Genomic DNA, 16,690 nt, shown 5'->3' on the forward strand with positions numbered 1-16,690 from the left:
GTTCATACACACGTATACTTGGCGGGACTATTGGACGGCGTATCTTGCAGTGATACAGGCGCCTTTATGGCTACCTGATATCACCCCAGGTATCGACATGTCCAATACCGCAACTATTTCAATTGTTGATGATGACGAGTCAGTTCGAATTGCACTGGATGGCTTGTTACGTTCCCACGGATATCGGGTTACAACATATGCGGGCGCCTTGGACTTTTTATCTTCTTGTGAACTTGAAAACACAGCGTGCCTGATATCGGATATTCAAATGCCTGGCATGACCGGTATTCAGATGTACGATCGACTGTCGACCCTGGGCATTCATATCCCGATCATTTTCATTAGCGGATACCCTGGCGTGCCACCCCGTGTCAGCGCCGGGGCGCCCGAGCCGGTGGCGTTTTTCCCGAAGCCCTTCGACTGCGCTCAATTGATCGCCTGCATCGAATCGGTAGTTGGCCGGCCTTCCTGATGCCGCGCCATCGTCGCGACCTCATACCTTTGTATAGATCCCCCCTACCCAGGCATAGGCCGGATGACCTTATGTAGAAGTGTTAAACACAGGCCCTGCCAATAAGCTTCCCTACAGCGAACTGAAATTGAATGTGCTCGATGGCAACTCATTGCAGCCAGGCGCTTTTGGAGTAGTTCGCGACACGGTCACGCTGAAACAGTTAAACAATTCAACGTATCGATTTTGTCTTCGGGAGCTCATCATGAAACAACATATTCTGGTTGTTGGCGCAGGTTTCGGCGGGGTCTGGAGCGCATTGAGCGCCGCCCGGCTGCTGGACCAACACGATCGTAATGACGTGCAGATCAGCGTCCTGGCCCCCCAGGCTGAGCTGCGCATCCGTCCTCGTTTCTATGAGCCGGACGTCCACACCATGGCCGCCCCACTGGGTGGCCTGTTCGACGCGGTGGGCGTGAAATTCGTACAAGGTTCGGCGAGCCGTATCGATGTCGACAACAAACAGGTTGGCTACGTGGATGTGTTCGGCACCGAGGGCAGCCTGGGCTACGACCGCCTGGTGCTCGCGGCGGGCAGCCAACTGGTCCGCCCAGACCTTGAAGGCATGATCGAGCATGCCTTCGACGTTGATGAAATCGAACAGGCAACCCGCCTCGAAGCCCATATCAAGTCCCTGAAAAATCTTCCGGACAGCCCGGCCCGCAACACCGTGGTGGTGGCCGGCGGAGGCTTTACCGGGATCGAAACCGCCACCGAAATGCCGGCACGCCTGCGCGCGGTCCTGGGTGAAGACGCTAACATCCGGGTCATCGTGGTGGATCGCGGGTCGCAGATCGGCGCAGCGTTGGGCGACGGCATTCGTCCGTCCATTGTCCAAGCGTCCGAGCATCTGGGTATCGAGTGGATCGTCAACGACTCGGTCGAATCGGTGGATGCCGGTGGCGTCACCCTGTCGAGCGGCCAGCGTATCGAGTCCCATACTGTGATCTGGACCGTGGGGTTCCGCGCCAGTCCGTTGACCCAACAGATACCCGGCACTCGCGATCGCCAGGGTCGCCTGCACGTCGATGCCAACCTGAAAGTCCTGGGCCAGAACGACATATTTGCCACCGGCGACGTGGCCTATGCCGCCACCGACACCCTGGGTAACTACGCGGCCATGTCCTGCCAGCACGCCATCGCCCTGGGCCGCTATGCCGGCAACAACGTCGCGGCCGACTTGTTGGGCGTCGCGCCGATGGCCTACAGCCAACCCAAGTACGTGACCTGTCTGGACCTGGGTGCCTGGGGCGCGGTGTATACCGAGGGTTGGGATCGCCAGCTCAAGTTGGTCGGGCAGGAAGCCAAGGAGCTCAAGACCCAGATCAACACCGTGTGGATCTATCCGCCTGCGGCTGATCGCACGACCGCCCTGGCCGCCGCCGACCCGTTGATCCCGGTGGCCTGAGTCCGTTTCCGACCCCGGCCAGTCCCTCCTTTCTGCGCCGGTCTTTCCCAGACGCCTGCCGATGATGCTTGGGCAGGCGTTTTTTTCAGGCGCTCGTCCCCAAGCCAGCCTGAATATCGTCACTGCCCAGTAAAATCCGTCGCAATGCCCGCCCACTGCCCTCTGTGCACAAGGTAAGGTAGGCAAAAATCATCCGGATCGAGGTGTGCCTTGGCGTCCTATTCCTTGCGTCAGCTGAAGTACTTCGTCACCACCGTCGAATGTGGCAGCGTCGCCGAAGCCTCCCGCAAGCTGTACATCGCCCAGCCCTCGATTGCGACCGCCGTCAAAGGGCTGGAAGACAGTTTCGGCGTGCAGTTGCTCATCCGTCACCACGCCCAGGGTGTGTCGCTAACCCCCAGCGGCGCTCGCTTCTATCGCAAAGCCCAGGAACTGCTGCGCATGGCGCGAGAGTTCGAGCAGAACGCGCTGGCCGACAACGACGTGGTCAGCGGTCAGATCGACATTGGCTGTTTCGAGACTGTCGCGCCCCTGTACTTGCCACGATTGATCGCCGGTTTTCGCCAGCGTTACCCCGGCGTGGAGATCCGTCTACAGGACGGCGAGCAACAGGAACTGGTGCAAGGTTTGACGGGGGGCCGTTTTGATCTGGCGATTTTTTATGAGCACGACCTCGACGGCACCATCGAGACCGAGGCGCTGATGGCGCCGCAACAACCTTACGCGCTGCTGCCGGCGGAGCACCGCTTTGCCAGCCAGGCTCAGGTGTCCCTGCGCGATCTGGCGCTGGAGCCGATGATTCTGTTGGACGTGCAACCCAGCCGGACCTATTTCGTGAGCATATTCGAAGAGTTGGGCCTGACACCGAACATTGTTTTCAGCTCACCCTCGATCGAAATGGTGCGCGGCATGGTCGGGCAATCGTTCGGCTTTGCGCTGCTGGTAACCCGGCCACATTCCACCTGCACCTACGATGGGCAGCAAGTGGTGTGCGTCAACATCGCCGAGGACGTCACCGGTTCGGCCCTGGTGGCAGGATGGCTCAAGCGCGCGCATTTGACCAAACCTGCGCAGTTGTTCGTGGATTACTGCAAAGAGCAGTTCAAACAATGGCTGGCCTGAGCCAGCCATTGAAGGCGTATGGAACGTTGTGACTAGCGAGCGGCCCAGGCGTTGAAGCGCTGCTCCAGTTCCTCACCATGGTCAACCCAGAATTCGGCATCCACGGCCCGGGCTTCGGCCAGGTTGGCCTCGGCGGTAGGCAACTGCTCCTGGACCGCTCCAGGCAACAACGCCAGCGCCTTGCGATGCACCGGCCCATAAGGGATGTTTTCCGAGAACACCTTCTGCGCCTGCGGCTGGCTGGCAAAGGCAATGAATTGCTCGGCCAGAACCTTGTTCGGCGTGCCCTTGACCACCGCCCAGTACTCCGGGTCATACAGGCTTTGCGGCCAGACGATACTCAGCTTCATGCCTTCCTTTTGCGCCGAAGCGATACGACCGTTGTAGGCAGCGCTCATCGCCACGTCCCCCGCCACTAGCCACTGTGCCGGTTGCGCACCGGCCTCCCACCACTGGATGTTCGGCTTGATCTGATCCAGCTTGGCGAACGCCCGCGACACGCCTTCGGGGGTGTTGAGCACCTTGTACAACTCCTGCGCCTCGACCCCGTCGGCCAGCAAGGCAATTTCCAGGGTGTACTTGGCTCCCTTGCGCAACCCGCGCTTGCCCGGGTATTCGGTGACGTTCCAGAAATCCGCCCAGGACTTGGGGGCCTTGGCCAACTTGCTCTGGTCATAGGCCAGGACCATCGACCAGACATACGTGGCCACGCCACATTCGGTGAGTGTTCCCGGCACAAAATTCGCCGGATCACCCAAGGCGCTCAGATCGAGCCTTTCGAACAGGCCCTCCTCACAACCGCGCAACAGCTCGGGGCTTTCGACTTCGACCACATCCCAACTGGTGTGGCCGGCCGCGACCATGGCCTTGATCTTCGATAACTCGCCATTGTATTCGCCGGCGACAATGCTTCCTGCACCGCTGGCGTTGAAGGGTTGGAAGTAGGCCTTGTCCTGGGCCTGCTTGGTGGCGCCACCAAAGGAGATCACGGTGAGGCTCTGTGGCGCGGCCAGGACGCTGCTACTCAGCAGCACCAGGGCACACGCGATATTGCAACGCAAGGATCTGGACATGAAGCGGTTCCTCGAAAGGCCGGCTCGCCCGCACGAGCCGGCGACGGGACTCAGAGGCGACCGTAAGCGCGGGCGGTGCGATCTACAGCAATACGGGTCTTGTCGACCAGTTCGTTGATGTCGGCATGGCTGGCTACCAGCGCCGGGGCCATGATCATCCGGCCCAGAGTGCCAGCCTCACGAGGCAGGCCGTCAATCAGGGCGTTATCCTTCAGGCGCAGTTGCGCGGCCCGGGTTTTCCAAACATTGAAATCGTTCACCGCAAATTCCTTGTCTCAGAAGTCGTTGGGTTCGCTGAGATGGCTCGCCAGGCGATCCATCAATCGGTCGCAGGCCGCCATCTGTTCAACGCTCACGTATTCATCGGCTTTGTGCCCCTGATCCATGCTGCCGGGGCCGCAGACCACCGCCGGGATTCCGGCCTGATCAAACAGGCCGCCTTCGGTGCCGAATGCCACGGTGCTGAAGGCATCACTGCCGCACAGCTCGGCCACCAGACGCGCAGCGGCGCTGTCAGGTCGGGTTGCCAGGCCCGGGTAGGCGGACAGTGGTTCAAACCGGATCGCGGTGTCGCCCTGCACGGCCCGCATCGCCGGCAGCAACGCCTGCTCGGCGTAATCGCGCAATTGCTCGACGACGACTTCTGGGGCGAAATCCGGCAAGGCGCGCACTTCGAAATCGAAGCGGCAATCGGCCGGGACGATGTTCAACGCGGTACCGCCCTGGATCACGCCCACCTGCACCGTGGAGTACGCCGGATCGAAGCGCGCATCGTGCTGTGAAGGTTCGGCCAGATTCGCGCCGATCTCCCCCAACCGACCGATCAGGCGCACTGCCTGCTCGATGGCGTTCACCCCGTAGGGCGCATAGGCCGAATGACAGGCCGCCCCTTTGACATGGCAACGCATCGCCAACTTGCCCTTGTGGCCCAACACCGGTTGGAGTTGGGTGGGCTCGCCGATCAGGCACAACGCAGGCTGGGGAATGCGTTGCGCCAGCACTTGCAGCAGACTGCGCACGCCCAGGCAACCGACCTCTTCGTCATAGGAGAACGCCAGATGCACGGGCCGGCGAAGCGGGCTGGCGAGGAACATCGGCACCGCCGCCAGCACTGAAGCCAAATAGCCTTTCATGTCGGCGGTGCCCCGGCCGTACAGCTTGCCGCCGACCTCGCTCAGGCAAAACGGATCGACCGTCCAGTGCTGTCCGTCCACCGGCACTACATCGGTATGACCGGACAGCACGACTCCACCGGGCACCGCTGGGCCGATGCTCGCCAACAGGTTGGCCTTGGTCCGCTCGGGGTTGTAGATCAGTTCGCAACTCACGCCCAGATCGTGGAGGTAGCCACGCACGAACTCGATCAGCGCCAGGTTCGACTCGCGACTGACCGTGGCAAAGCCCACGAGGCTGGCGAGCAGTGCGCGGCTGCGCAGCTCACTCATCACCCGGCACTCCGTAGCTGGGGGCCAGGGTCGGATCGAGGGCGCGGGTCAGGTAGTCCTGCAGTTGCGGTTGATAGGCCAGCCACAGTTTTTCCAGCTCACCAATGGGGTTTTCCTCGGCCCAGTCGACACGCAAATCGACGATCGGCCAGGTGAGTTCATCCACCACCGACAGCGCCGCAGAATGCACCGCTCCGGCTTCACCACCTGCGCTCTGCCCGGCCTGCAACGCGCTCAGCAGGCGCGCGGCAAGGCAACCTTCGCTGTGTTCGAATGCGGCAACCATGGCGTCGATCACGTCCATACTGGCCAGCAGATTGCCGGCCGCCACACATTGCTCACCGGCCAGCGCGCGATGGGTGCCCAAGGCGTGACTGCCGCTGAAAATCGCCGTGCGCCCGTGGGCATCCACCACCGCCACCTGGCGGTACTGGCTGTAGCCATTGCGCGCCAGGGCGCGGTCGACAGCCTCTTGGGCGGCCAGGCCGCCGGCCAGTTCGTCGAGGATCTGCGGACCCAGGGCCGGCAGCGTGATGTTCTGGCTCGACACCGCGCCGACACCAGCCCGCAACCAGGGGCAACGGGCGCCGACGGCAATGCTCGAGGAACTGATGGCGATGCCCAACTGGCCCGTCTCGGCGCAGCGCCCGACAATGGAAAAAGTCATGCTCCACTCTCCTTATTCGGGGATCACTGCGATCACGTCGATTTCCATTAGCCATTGCGGCTGGCCGAGGGCGCTGACCACCAGCCCGGTGGAAATCGGAAACACCCCTTTGAGCCATTTGCCCACCTCCTGGTACACCGGCTCGCGATAGCGCGGGTCGATCAGGTAAGTGGTGGTCTTGACGATGTGGCTCAGGTCGCTGCCGGCCTCTTCCAGCAATTGCTTGACGTTGCGCATGGCCTGTTCAGCCTGGGCACGCGGATCGCCCAGGCCTACCAACTGGCCGTTGAAATCAGTGCCAACCTGACCGCGCACGTAGACGGTATTGCCGGCGCGCACGGCCTGGCACAAGTCGTTGTCCAGCGTCTGGTTGGGATAGGTGTCTTTGGTGTTGAACATGCGGATGCGAGTGTGGGTAGGCATCAACGGACTCCCATGAGGCTGGTTTTCGAACTGTTCGAATCGCTATCGAGCGCCGGGGCTTGAACGTCGTCGTTCTGGCGCTGCGAAGCGTCTCGATAGTTGAGATAGGTATGCTGTTTCACGATGTGGTCAGCGATATGCCGGGCGTCATGCCACACGCCCCAGATGAACGCCGACCCGCGCCGTGACAGCCAGGGCAGGCCGACGAAATACACACCCGGTTCGCTGGAAACACCCCGCTGGTGCCGTGGCTTGCCGTTGGCGTCCAGCGCGTCGACCTTCAGCCAGCTGTAATCCACCGAGTAGCCGGTGGCCCAGATCATGGTGGTCACCCCAGTGTCCACCAGATCCAGTTCCAGGATCGGATGGGTCAGGCAGTGCGGGTCAGGCAACAGCCGGCGGGCTTCTGGCTCCGGCGGCAGGTCCAGGCCGTTGCGGGCAATGTAGGCATCGGCGGCATCCAGCAGCGCCAGATAGTTTTCATCGCCACGGGCAATATTTTCGGCAAGGTTGGGTTCAAACGTCACGACGCTACCGTTGAACGACTTCGTCAGGCCCACCAGGGTGATGCCCTCATGGGCCAGCCTGCGAAAGTCCACCGTATGGCCTCCGCGGGCACCGCTCACGGCGATGGTCACATGCTCCCTGCCCGGCTGGACGGCCTCCGCATCCCACTCGCCGAGCACACCCAGCCACCAGCAGAAATCCCGGTTGCGATAGGCCCGTGGCGGGCGATCATGGGCGCCCACCGAGAGGTACACCTGCTTGCCGGCGCGCTGTAACTCATCGGCGATCTGTACCCCCGACGAGCCCGCCCCGACCACCAGCACAGCGCCCTCGGCGAGTTGCCGGGGATTGCGGTATTGGGCGGAGTGCATCTGGGTGACTTGCGCCATATCCGCGGCGATAGGTGGAATCACCGGCCGTTGGAAGGGCCCGGTGGCGACCACCACGTGGATGGCCTCGATCGGGCCCTCGCTGGTTTCAATGCTGAAGCCTGGGCGGCCGACATTACGCTGTACCTTCCTGACCTCCACACCGGTGCGGATCGGTGCGTTGAATGTATTGGCATAGGTTTGGAAGTAATCGGCCACTTGATCCTTGGTGGCGAAGGCATCAGGGTCGAGCCCCTGGAATTGCAGCCCCGGGAAGCGGTCATGCCAAGCCGGGCCGTTAGCCACCAGCGAATCCCAACGCGCGGTGCGCCAGGCCTCGGCAATGCGGTTGCGCTCCACCACAAGATGAGGCACTCCCTGGCGGCTCAAATGTTCACTCATGGCCACGCCGGCCTGGCCGGCGCCTATAACAAGCGTATCTATCTGTAGGGTCTCAACGGGCATGTCTGTGCACTTCCGGCAGTGGGATGGTTCAGGCCGGCATGACGCCGCCTCGGGTTTGGATTTTTTGTAGTTCTGCGTTTGCGACGATCGACAAGAGGTGTCGAAGCGATTCTGTCGGCAGGCGGGAATTTGCGAAACGAGGGTTTTTATCGTTGCAGGCAAGGAAAAAACTGCTGTATCGCCTACGCCCTGGACGATGCGTCTTTGCGCCAGGCCTGCGAAGCGATTCGTGGTTTCTGCAACGCACTTGACTGACATTCAGCCGTTGCACTGAACCAGCCGAGCCCGATCATGACCGGGCTCGTTCAGCAGCAAAGTTATACAAATTTACAAATACCTATACAAAACACTTTAAAACGTACAAGTCGTGCAGTAGGCTTCGAAAACTTGTACAGGAATAACTACCTGTACAATAATTCGGAGCCTGACATGTCTGCCTACCTCCAGCGTTTTGCCCGCGCCTTCGCCGAGCTGGACGCCAGTCACCTGGCCGAGCTCGATACCCTCTACAGCGCTGACATTAAGTTCCAGGACCCATTGCATCGGATCGAAGGCCTGCCTGCCCTGCGCAACTACTTCGCGCAGATGTATGCCAACGTCGATCAGGTGCGCTACGACTTTCATGGTTTTGATGAGGTCGGCCCCGGCGAGGGCTATCTACGCTGGACGCTGCATTACAGCCACCCACGTCTGGCCGGAGGCGCACTCATCTCCCTGCAAGGCTGCAGTTATTTGCGCTGGAACGAACGGGTCTACCTACACCAGGACTTCTTCGACGCCGGTGCCCTGCTCTACGAGCACCTTCCACTGTTTGGCTCGGTGATCGGCTGGCTGAAGCGGAGGCTGGCATGAGTCGCATCTGGTTGACCGGCGCCAGTAGCGGTATCGGTGCAGCATTGGCCTCGCAGCTTCTTGAGCAAGGACACCGTCTGGCGCTGAGTGCGCGCCAGGTCGCACCCCTTCAAGCGTTAGCGACTCGCTATGAGGATCAGGTCCTGGTGCTGCCGGGAGACCTGACCGATCCAGCGCAAGTGGCCGATATCTGCCGTACCATCGACGCTCGATGGGGGGCGCTGGACCTGGTGATTCTCAATGCCGGAACCTGCGAATACCTGGAGCCGGGGCACTTCGACACGCGACTGGTCGAACGGGTACTGACCACCAACCTGCTGGGTACCAGCCACTGCCTGGAAGCCGCCCTGCCCTTGCTGCGCCGAGGCCAGCGCCCGCACCTGGTGGGGGTGTGCAGCGCGGTGACCTGGCTGGCCTTGCCGCGTGCCGGCGCGTATGGCGCGTCCAAGGCGGCGTTGCGCTATTTGTTCGAATCGTTGCGCATCGATCTGGCCGCCGAGGGCATCGATGTCACCTTGGTAAGCCCCGGTTTCGTCGACACTCCGCTGACCCGTCGCAATGACTTTCCGATGCCCATGCGCTGGTCGGCACAACGCGCGGCGCAGCATATCGCCCAGCGCCTGCCCGCGCGACCGCTGGACATCGCTTTCCCATGGTCCTTCACCTTCGTCCTACGCCTGCTCGGACGCTTGCCCGCCCGTTGGCGCCTGGCCCTTGGCCGGCGCCTGGCACGCTCTTCCCAGGAGTCTTGAAACATGCGCATCGCAATCATTGGCAGCGGCATATCCGGGCTGACATGCGCGTACCTGCTGGCTCGCCAGCACCAGATCACCCTGTTCGAAGCCGACGACCGGATCGGCGGCCACACCCACACCGTGGACGTGGAATGGCAAGGCCAGCGTTATGGCGTAGACACCGGCTTCATTGTCTACAACGACTGGACCTATCCGAACTTCATCCGCTTGCTGGACCAACTGGGCGTGACTTCCCATGCCACTGAAATGAGCTTTTCGGTGCATGACCCGGCCACCGGCCAGGAGTACAAGGGGCATACCCTGCGCAGCCTTTTCGCCCGACGACGCAACCTGCTGTCGCCGAGCTTCTGGGGCATGTTGCAGGACATCCTCAGATTCAACCGGCAGGCCACGGCCGACTTGAAGGCGCAGCGCATCGACAGCACCACCCGGCTGGGCGATTACCTGTATGTCCACAATTATGGACAACGGTTCATCGACCACTACATCGTGCCCATGGGCTCGGCGATCTGGTCGATGTCGCCTGCCAGAATGCTGGAGTTTCCGCTGCAGTTCTTCGTGCGCTTCTGCCATAACCACGGCCTGCTATCGGTCAACCGACGGCCACAATGGCGAGTGATCGAGGGCGGCTCGCGGGGTTATATCGACCCGTTATGCGCGCACTTTCGCCAGCATATCCGGCTCAACTGCCCGGTGCAGCGCGTGAGCCGCGACGCGACAGGGGTGAACATACTCAGCGCGGCGGGACTTGAGCGTTTCGACAAAGTGGTGTTTGCCTGCCACAGCGACCAGGCCCTGGCGCTGCTTGAAACGCCAAGCAAAGCGGAACGTGAGGTGCTCGGTGCCCTGGCCTACGCCAGCAACGAAGTACTGCTGCATACCGACACCGGTGTCTTGCCGCAGCGCCGCCAGGCCTGGGCGAGTTGGAATTACCGACTGGGTGGTTCGGTGCGAGCGCCTGCTGCGCTGACCTACAACATGAACATCCTCCAAGGTCTGGACGCCCCGGTGACCTTCTGCGTGAGCCTCAATCAGAGTGACGTGGTGGATCCGACCAAGGTCCTGGCTCGCTTCGAGTATGCCCATCCGCAATACAGCCTCGCCGGCGTCGCCGCCCAGGCTCGCCAGGGTGATCTGCAAGGGCGTCAGCACAGTTATTTCTGCGGCGCCTATTGGGCCAATGGTTTCCACGAAGACGGTGTGGTCAGTGCGCTGGATGTGGCCGGGCATTTTGGAGAATACCTTTGAACAGCAGCCTGTGCCGCGGCTGGATCGACCATCGCCGCTATTCACCCCGCGCCCATGGATTCCGATACCCCATCGGCATGCTTTATCTGGACCTCGCCGAACAAAGCCAGGTGCTGGGCCTGTCCCGCCTGCTGCGAGGGTGGCCCTTGGCACCGCTGTGCTGGCGCGAGCGCGATTACCTGCCCGCTCGCACACGTCTGGGCGTCCCCTTGGTCGACGCGGTGCGCGAATTGCTTGCCCAGGCCCTGGGCACCGCGCCCGAAGGCGCAATCCAGCTGCTGACCCAACCGCGCAGTTGGGGGCTGTCCTTCAATCCGGTGAGTTTCTATTTCTGCCACGAAACCGATGGGCGTCTGGCGGCCATTCTCTGTGAGGTCCGCAACACCCCATGGCGCGAGCGCTATCACTATGTGTTGCCGGTAAGCCCCGGTGAACCCCATGCGTTCCGGGTGGCCAAGGCGTTCCATGTATCACCGTTCCTGCCTCGGGACATGGACTACCGCATGCGCTTTCTGATCGCGGACTCACATATCCGGGTGCATATGGAGAACTGGCGCGATGGCAGCAAGGTGTTCGAGGCCGACCTTGCGCTCAAGCGCCAACCTCTCGATGCCGCGGCTGTGCGTCGTCACTTCCTGGCCTTCCCGTGGATGAGCCTGCGCACCTTGAGCGCCATTTACTGGCAGGCCCTGCGCCTGCTCTTCAAACGCACGCCCCTGCACGACCATCAGGCCAGCCAAAACGGCCTGAGCGTCGGCGAAACCGCCCACAAGGACCCCGACCATGCCCGAACCCACCCTGAGCGTTACTAAGGCCGGCAGCTTTCGCCTGTTCAACGGCGGCGTCTTCAAGCAAGTCGTTCTCGGCCAATTACGACACCTGCGCCAAGGCCACTTGCGCCTGCTGCTCGATGGGGAATCGCTAAACTTCGGCGATCCGGCCAGTGCTCTGCAGGCCGAAGTCGAAATTCTTGACGACGCCGTCTGGGGCATGCTCGCCAGTAACGGTTCGATCGGCGCCGGTGAGGCCTATATCCAGGGGTACTGGCGCAGCAACGACCTGACGGCGGTGACCCGCGTGTTCGTCGCCAACCTGGACGTGCTCGATGCGATGGACAGTGGTCTGGCTCGCCTCGGCCGCCCGGTGCTGCGTTGGCTGCACTGGCTCAACCGTAACAGCCGGCGCGGCTCTCGGCGCAACATCATTGCCCATTACGACTTGGGCAATGACTTGTTCGAGCGTTTGCTCGATCCCACCATGATGTACTCGGCCGCCATGTTCGAAAGCCCCGAACAAAGCCTGGAAGAAGCCCAGCTCAACAAGCTCGAACGCATCTGTCGCAAGCTCGACCTGCGGCCTGGCGACCACCTGCTGGAAATCGGCACCGGCTGGGGCAGCCTGGCGATTTATGCTGCCAGCCAATATGGCTGCAAGGTGACCACCACAACGTTGTCGCACGAGCAGTACGCCCATACCTGCCGGCGCGTCGAGGCACTGGGTCTGCAGCAGCGCATTGAGGTGCTGTGCAAGGACTATCGCGATCTGGAGGGGCGCTACGACAAGCTGGTCTCGATCGAAATGATCGAAGCTGTCGGTCATCGCTATTTACCCGAATACTTCCGACGCTGCTGCGCTCTGCTCAAGGATGACGGCCTGATGTTGCTGCAAGCCATCACCATTCGCGACCAGCGTTATGAGCAGGCACGCCGCTCGGTGGACTTCATCCAGCGGCATATTTTTCCCGGCGGCGCGCTGCCATCGTTGTCCGTTCTGCTAAACACCGCCAGCCGTCAAACACCGCTCAACCTGCTGCACCTGGAAGACTTCGGCGCGCACTACGCCCGCACGCTGAAGCACTGGCACGAGAACTTCCGGCAATCACGCCAAGCGCTGCTGGAGCTGGGTTACGACGAAACCTTCCAACGCCTGTGGGAGTTCTACCTGTGTTACTGCGAAGGCGGATTCCAGGAGCGTGCCATCGGCGTCGCGCAACTGCTCTTTGCCGCTCCCGGGGCGCGTCAGCTCTCTTTGCTGGAGCGGCGGGAGCCTTGATGAGTCGCGCGGGCCTGATCGTCAACGCACTCTGGGTCCAGTTGGGCTGGTGGGGTTGTGTACTGGGCGCACAGAATGCCTGGTGGCTCCTGGCTGTGGCGGCAGGATTGCTGGCTCACCTGAGCTTCTGTCCACAGCCCCGGGCCGAGTTGCGTGCAGTGATGCGCGTGGGGCTGTGCGGCATGGTGCTGGACTGGAGCCTGGGTGTGCTGGGTCTGTTCGGATTCGCTCAGACCGCCCTGCCCCTCTGGCTTGCGCTGCTCTGGCTGGTGTTTGCCACAAGCTTGCGGCACAGCCTGGCCTGGGCCGTACAGCCTGTTTGGCGCGGTGCGTTGGTGGGCATGGTCGGCGGTCCGCTGGCCTATTGCGCAGGCGCTCCACTGGCCGGCGTTGCGCTGCCGCTTGGCATCGTGGGAACCGCTCTGGTGTTGGCGCCCCTGTGGGCACTCTGGCTGCCGTTGGCGTTGCGCCTGGCTGATCCCCACTGAGGTCAGAACCCGCGCCAGGCGAACATTATTACCAAGGTTCATCCAGAAAAAGTGGCACACGCAAAGGCTCTATCGGCCCCTCGCGCTGGCCACACATTTCGTCGTGAACGACATGCTGTACCAACATGCAGGGTAACCGCGGCGCGTCACGCAGCAACTCACGCAAATGGGTGGTGGATCGCAAATGCAATGTTCGTCCGGAGTCGTCGAGCAACGTACGAAACCCGCGGTCCAGTCGCGCACGCAACACGTAGATACCGCCCTCCAGCGACCATAACTCCAGCTCGTGTACCCGGCCTTCGATGGCCAGCTCGATCAGGGTTTGCAGGTTCATGGCGCGCCCCCGCCCTGACGACGGAAAAACAGCGTGACCTGGCCCAACTCGACGCCAAACTTGCTCATGCTCGAGCGGTTGATCATCGTGTCTTCGTCCATCAAGTACATCCAGTCGTCAAAAGTCACTTCGTAAGTCGATCCGTCTACTGGCAGGTTCAATCGATAGCGCCAGCGCAGCGCGTTGCCGGCCACCTCTCCCCGCGCCTCGCCGATCACATCGTCGGCGCGACCGCGCCAGAGCCCCGGGCCATCGGGGGTCAGCGTCCATACGCGCCGTTGTCGGCTGCCATCACTGTAGAGAAAGCGCTCATCGAGAATCAGCCGTTCACCTTCACGGTGACTCAATATCTCAACCTCGAAACGCTTGATGACCTCGCCGGAACGTTTTTGATAGATGCCCCAGGCCTTGATTGGCTGACTGAAGAAGCGCACCAGATCCAGCTGCGGTTGCTGGTCGGCATAACGATCGACATTCACGTTCCCGCAACTGGTCAAACTCATCATTAAAAGCAGTCCAACCATTAGCCGAGTCATGGTGTTTGCCCCCCTACGCGCGCGTTATTGAGCCCCAGCAGCTGTTGCCGCAACTCCGGATGCCGGGTGCGGGGATCGAGCCAGATGGCGAAGAAACTTCGAGCGAACGATGAGTCGGCGACTTCATGGGTCAAGCGCCCGTCGACATAAAAGCGGCAACCCTTGCCGGGCAGGTAAAGCCCGGTGATTTGACTGCCTGGCCTGACGTCGACGAAGGACCGCCGCATGTCATCGCTCCAGCTGTCGAGCTGTACTGGGTCCAGGGATTTACCCGCGATTCGGCGCATCTCCTCGATGCTCGCTTGCACCAAGGTTTGCTTGCTGATCGTGCGGCGGTAATTCAGCTCAAGTGCCAGCGGCGTTTCCAGGCTGGGTTGCGAGGTCGCACTCCATAACCTGGCCTGGTAGAGATCGAACCCGTACCAGGAATAATCGGCTTGCCCCACCAGACGGGCGTCAGGCAGTACCGTGCGCCAGTCGCACAGAGCCTGGCTGGCGTAAAGCACCAAAACGCAGGCCATGAACCGGCTCAGGCTTTTCTTGAACGCAAACGACCTTGCCATTGAAAAAACATCACTGGATTGCCGAAGGTCGCTCAATAGTTGTACATGAAGTATGATTTGTACAGCTTTTTTGAGTGGATCCGCGAGTTATGGCCTTTTATATCCACCCGTGCTTTGGCGATCTGTGCCTGCCTCGAATCCTTCAGCTAACGTGCTGTTATCGGATAAGGTAGCCTGCGCCCTAATAATGCGCAGTCGCGATGCTGTAGAAGGAAATGTTAATGCTCGGACGTGAACGGCCGCAGCTAAAGAAAGAAAGTGCTGACGAATCCTTTCCCCCTCAGGTAGCGCGGGCCGGAGCTGCCCTGCGGCTCACCATCACTTTCATGCTGGTGGTGGTGATGGTGTTCCTGGCCGTTGAAGGCTGGAGAACATGGCGTGACTATCGCTCTGCCTTTGCCTCGGCCCGCGATTCGGTGACAAACCTGGCGCGAGCGACGGCCCAGCACGCCGAAGACACCATCCGGCAAGTGGACGTGGTGACCGCAGCACTCAGCGAGCGAGTGGAAGGCGATGGCCTGCAGAACATCGACATCCCGCGCATCCATAAACTGCTGGTGCAACAGTCGGCCATCATGCCGCAGTTGCACGGTTTGTTTATCTACGGCCCCGACGGGCAGTGGATAGTGACAGACAAGCAAACAACGCCAGACTCGGCAAACAATGCCGACCGCGACTACTTCCAGTATCACCGCACCCACGAGGACCGAAGCGTGCGGATCGGCGAAGTGATCAGGAGCCGATCCACCAATGACCTGATCATCCCCATCTCCCGCCGCTTGAACAATCCTGACGGCTCGTTCGCCGGTGTGTTGCTGGGAACGGTCAAGGTCAGCTATTTCGTGGACTACTACGGCGACTTCAAGATCGACGACAAGGGAGCCCTGGTCCTGGCCCTTCGAGATGGCACGATTCTGGTCCGGCGGCCCTTCGTCGCCTCGGTGGTCGGCAAGAGCCTGGTCAATAGCGTGATCTTCCGTGACCACTTGCCCAACTCCAATCAGGGCGTCGCCGAGGCCAGGGCCGTCGTCGACGGCACTGAACGCATTTATGGCTACCGAGCCTTGACCACTTATCCGCTGGTGGTCGAGGCCGGATTGTCTCGCGAATCGATCATCACCCCCTGGCGTCACGATCTGCTCAAGACCGGCTTCGTACTGATATTCCTGATCGTGATACTCGTCGGCTTCGGGCTGATTGTGTTGAGCCAGTTGCGCTACAGAATGACCATGGAGAAACAGATTCGCAGCGCCCACCAAACCATGCGGGACATGGCACTGACCGACAGCCTGACCGGTTTGGGCAACCGCAGACGGCTGGACATTGCATTGGCCGATGAGATTCGCCGGGCCAGGCGTCAGCACGCCTCCTTGGCCTTGATCATGCTTGATGTCGATTACTTCAAACGCTACAACGACAAATACGGCCATGCTGCCGGGGACGACTGTCTGCGCGCGATCGCGGGGGCGATCCAGCAAGCGATCAAACGGCCCGGCGACCTGGCGGTGCGCTACGGGGGTGAAGAATTCACCATTTTGCTGCCCGACACCCACAGCGCGGGGGCCGCCACGATCGCACAAGAGATTCTGGAGTCCATCAGGGCGCTGAACATCGAACACGGCGACCATCCCTTGGGCCTGGTCACCGCCAGCGCGGGCATCACCACCTGCCGGCCAAGCACCGAGGACGTGACCCCGGCCATGCTGATCAAGGCCGCTGATGCGTTCTTGTATCTGGCAAAAAACACCGGGAGAAACCGCTGGTGCAGCCCTGATGCTTCGCCGGGATGACCCACGGGGCGAAGCCGCATATCGGTCATATCGCGCAAATCCAAGTCCACAGGTGCCGGCCGGGCGCCTGGCGGCTACAATGC

General features: G+C 61.4%; 18 protein-coding genes and 1 pseudogene. 10 read left to right on the forward strand and 9 right to left on the reverse strand.

Features of this window, described 5'->3' with window-relative positions; translation table 11 throughout:
• The first annotated feature begins 97 nt into the window (after positions 1-97).
• The 3 genes from GKKCFE_RS11990 to GKKCFE_RS12000 all read left to right on the forward strand — a co-directional run bounded on the left by GKKCFE_RS11990 (position 98) and on the right by GKKCFE_RS12000 (position 3,041).
• The gene (locus GKKCFE_RS11990) at positions 98-472 is read left to right on the forward strand and encodes a response regulator transcription factor (protein ID WP_139050024.1); all 375 of its coding nucleotides are present in this window, start codon (positions 98-100) and stop codon (positions 470-472) included.
• 244 nt (positions 473-716) lie between these two features.
• Positions 717-1,919, forward strand: a complete 1,203-nt coding sequence (locus GKKCFE_RS11995; protein WP_339487944.1) for an NAD(P)/FAD-dependent oxidoreductase — start codon at positions 717-719, stop codon at positions 1,917-1,919.
• A 210-nt stretch (positions 1,920-2,129) separates the two neighbouring features.
• Positions 2,130-3,041, forward strand: a complete 912-nt coding sequence (locus GKKCFE_RS12000) for a LysR substrate-binding domain-containing protein (protein WP_076384559.1) — start codon at positions 2,130-2,132, stop codon at positions 3,039-3,041.
• 32 nt (positions 3,042-3,073) lie between these two features.
• On the opposite strand, the gene GKKCFE_RS12005 is transcribed toward GKKCFE_RS12000, so the two are convergent.
• The 6 genes and pseudogenes from GKKCFE_RS12005 to GKKCFE_RS12030 form a co-directional block, all read right to left on the reverse strand.
• Positions 3,074-4,114: an ABC transporter substrate-binding protein gene (locus tag GKKCFE_RS12005; RefSeq protein WP_139050023.1), complete on the reverse strand. Its 1,041-nt coding sequence runs from the start codon at positions 4,112-4,114 to the stop codon at positions 3,074-3,076.
• A 50-nt stretch (positions 4,115-4,164) separates the two neighbouring features.
• Positions 4,165-4,287, reverse strand: a pseudogene (locus GKKCFE_RS12010) (hypothetical protein); the annotation flags it as partial.
• Positions 4,288-4,389: 102 nt separating this feature from the next.
• Positions 4,390-5,559, reverse strand: a complete 1,170-nt coding sequence (gene argE / locus GKKCFE_RS12015) for an acetylornithine deacetylase (RefSeq protein ID WP_076384553.1) — start codon at positions 5,557-5,559, stop codon at positions 4,390-4,392.
• A complete protein-coding gene (locus tag GKKCFE_RS12020) occupies positions 5,552-6,226 on the reverse strand; it encodes a DUF1028 domain-containing protein (RefSeq protein ID WP_339487947.1) in 675 nt (224 codons plus the stop codon). Before GKKCFE_RS12020 ends, argE begins: the two co-directional genes overlap by 8 nt.
• A 12-nt stretch (positions 6,227-6,238) precedes the next feature.
• A complete protein-coding gene (locus GKKCFE_RS12025) occupies positions 6,239-6,649 on the reverse strand; it encodes a RidA family protein (protein WP_003201555.1) in 411 nt (136 codons plus the stop codon).
• Entirely contained in the window at positions 6,649-7,989 is a 1,341-nt protein-coding gene (locus GKKCFE_RS12030) for a flavin-containing monooxygenase (protein WP_339487949.1), read from the reverse strand. Before GKKCFE_RS12030 ends, GKKCFE_RS12025 begins: the two co-directional genes overlap by 1 nt.
• 429 nt (positions 7,990-8,418) lie before the next feature.
• Between GKKCFE_RS12030 and GKKCFE_RS12035 the strand changes: the two genes are divergently transcribed.
• Genes GKKCFE_RS12035 through GKKCFE_RS12060 form a run of 6 tightly spaced genes read left to right on the forward strand, consistent with a single transcriptional unit; the run spans position 8,419 to position 13,384 of the window.
• Positions 8,419-8,841, forward strand: a complete 423-nt coding sequence (locus GKKCFE_RS12035; protein ID WP_047229149.1) for a nuclear transport factor 2 family protein — start codon at positions 8,419-8,421, stop codon at positions 8,839-8,841.
• Positions 8,838-9,593, forward strand: coding sequence for an SDR family NAD(P)-dependent oxidoreductase (locus tag GKKCFE_RS12040; protein ID WP_322833976.1), 756 nt, complete (start codon positions 8,838-8,840; stop codon positions 9,591-9,593). Before GKKCFE_RS12035 ends, GKKCFE_RS12040 begins: the two co-directional genes overlap by 4 nt.
• A 3-nt stretch (positions 9,594-9,596) precedes the next feature.
• Positions 9,597-10,844, forward strand: coding sequence for an NAD(P)/FAD-dependent oxidoreductase (locus tag GKKCFE_RS12045; RefSeq protein WP_339487955.1), 1,248 nt, complete (start codon positions 9,597-9,599; stop codon positions 10,842-10,844).
• Positions 10,841-11,656: a DUF1365 domain-containing protein gene (locus GKKCFE_RS12050; protein ID WP_339487957.1), complete on the forward strand. Its 816-nt coding sequence runs from the start codon at positions 10,841-10,843 to the stop codon at positions 11,654-11,656. The genes GKKCFE_RS12045 and GKKCFE_RS12050 overlap by 4 nt, the downstream gene beginning before the upstream one ends.
• Positions 11,628-12,896, forward strand: a complete 1,269-nt coding sequence (locus GKKCFE_RS12055) for a class I SAM-dependent methyltransferase (protein ID WP_445577892.1) — start codon at positions 11,628-11,630, stop codon at positions 12,894-12,896. Before GKKCFE_RS12050 ends, GKKCFE_RS12055 begins: the two co-directional genes overlap by 29 nt.
• Complete coding sequence (locus GKKCFE_RS12060) at positions 12,896-13,384, forward strand: DUF2878 domain-containing protein (RefSeq protein WP_047229153.1); 489 nt, start codon at positions 12,896-12,898, stop codon at positions 13,382-13,384. Before GKKCFE_RS12055 ends, GKKCFE_RS12060 begins: the two co-directional genes overlap by 1 nt.
• Before the next feature lie 28 nt (positions 13,385-13,412).
• On the opposite strand, the gene GKKCFE_RS12065 is transcribed toward GKKCFE_RS12060, so the two are convergent.
• From GKKCFE_RS12065 to GKKCFE_RS12075, 3 genes are read right to left on the reverse strand one after another with little or no spacing between them, the layout of a single operon-like run.
• On the reverse strand, positions 13,413-13,718 hold the full coding sequence (locus GKKCFE_RS12065) for a DUF6482 family protein (RefSeq protein WP_047229154.1): 306 nt from the start codon (positions 13,716-13,718) through the stop codon (positions 13,413-13,415).
• Positions 13,715-14,254, reverse strand: a complete 540-nt coding sequence (locus tag GKKCFE_RS12070) for a DUF3833 domain-containing protein (protein ID WP_445577893.1) — start codon at positions 14,252-14,254, stop codon at positions 13,715-13,717. Before GKKCFE_RS12070 ends, GKKCFE_RS12065 begins: the two co-directional genes overlap by 4 nt.
• Positions 14,251-14,817, reverse strand: a complete 567-nt coding sequence (locus tag GKKCFE_RS12075) for a chalcone isomerase family protein (RefSeq protein ID WP_419417042.1) — start codon at positions 14,815-14,817, stop codon at positions 14,251-14,253. Before GKKCFE_RS12075 ends, GKKCFE_RS12070 begins: the two co-directional genes overlap by 4 nt.
• 221 nt (positions 14,818-15,038) lie before the next feature.
• Here GKKCFE_RS12075 and GKKCFE_RS12080 point away from each other — a divergent pair, with 221 nt between their 5' ends.
• Positions 15,039-16,607 carry a sensor domain-containing diguanylate cyclase gene (locus GKKCFE_RS12080; protein WP_139050017.1) on the forward strand — a complete coding sequence of 523 codons (1,569 nt, stop codon included), beginning with the start codon at positions 15,039-15,041 and terminating at the stop codon, positions 16,605-16,607.
• Positions 16,608-16,690 lie beyond the last annotated feature (83 nt).

Source organism: Pseudomonas sp. E141 (assembly GCF_052659885.1).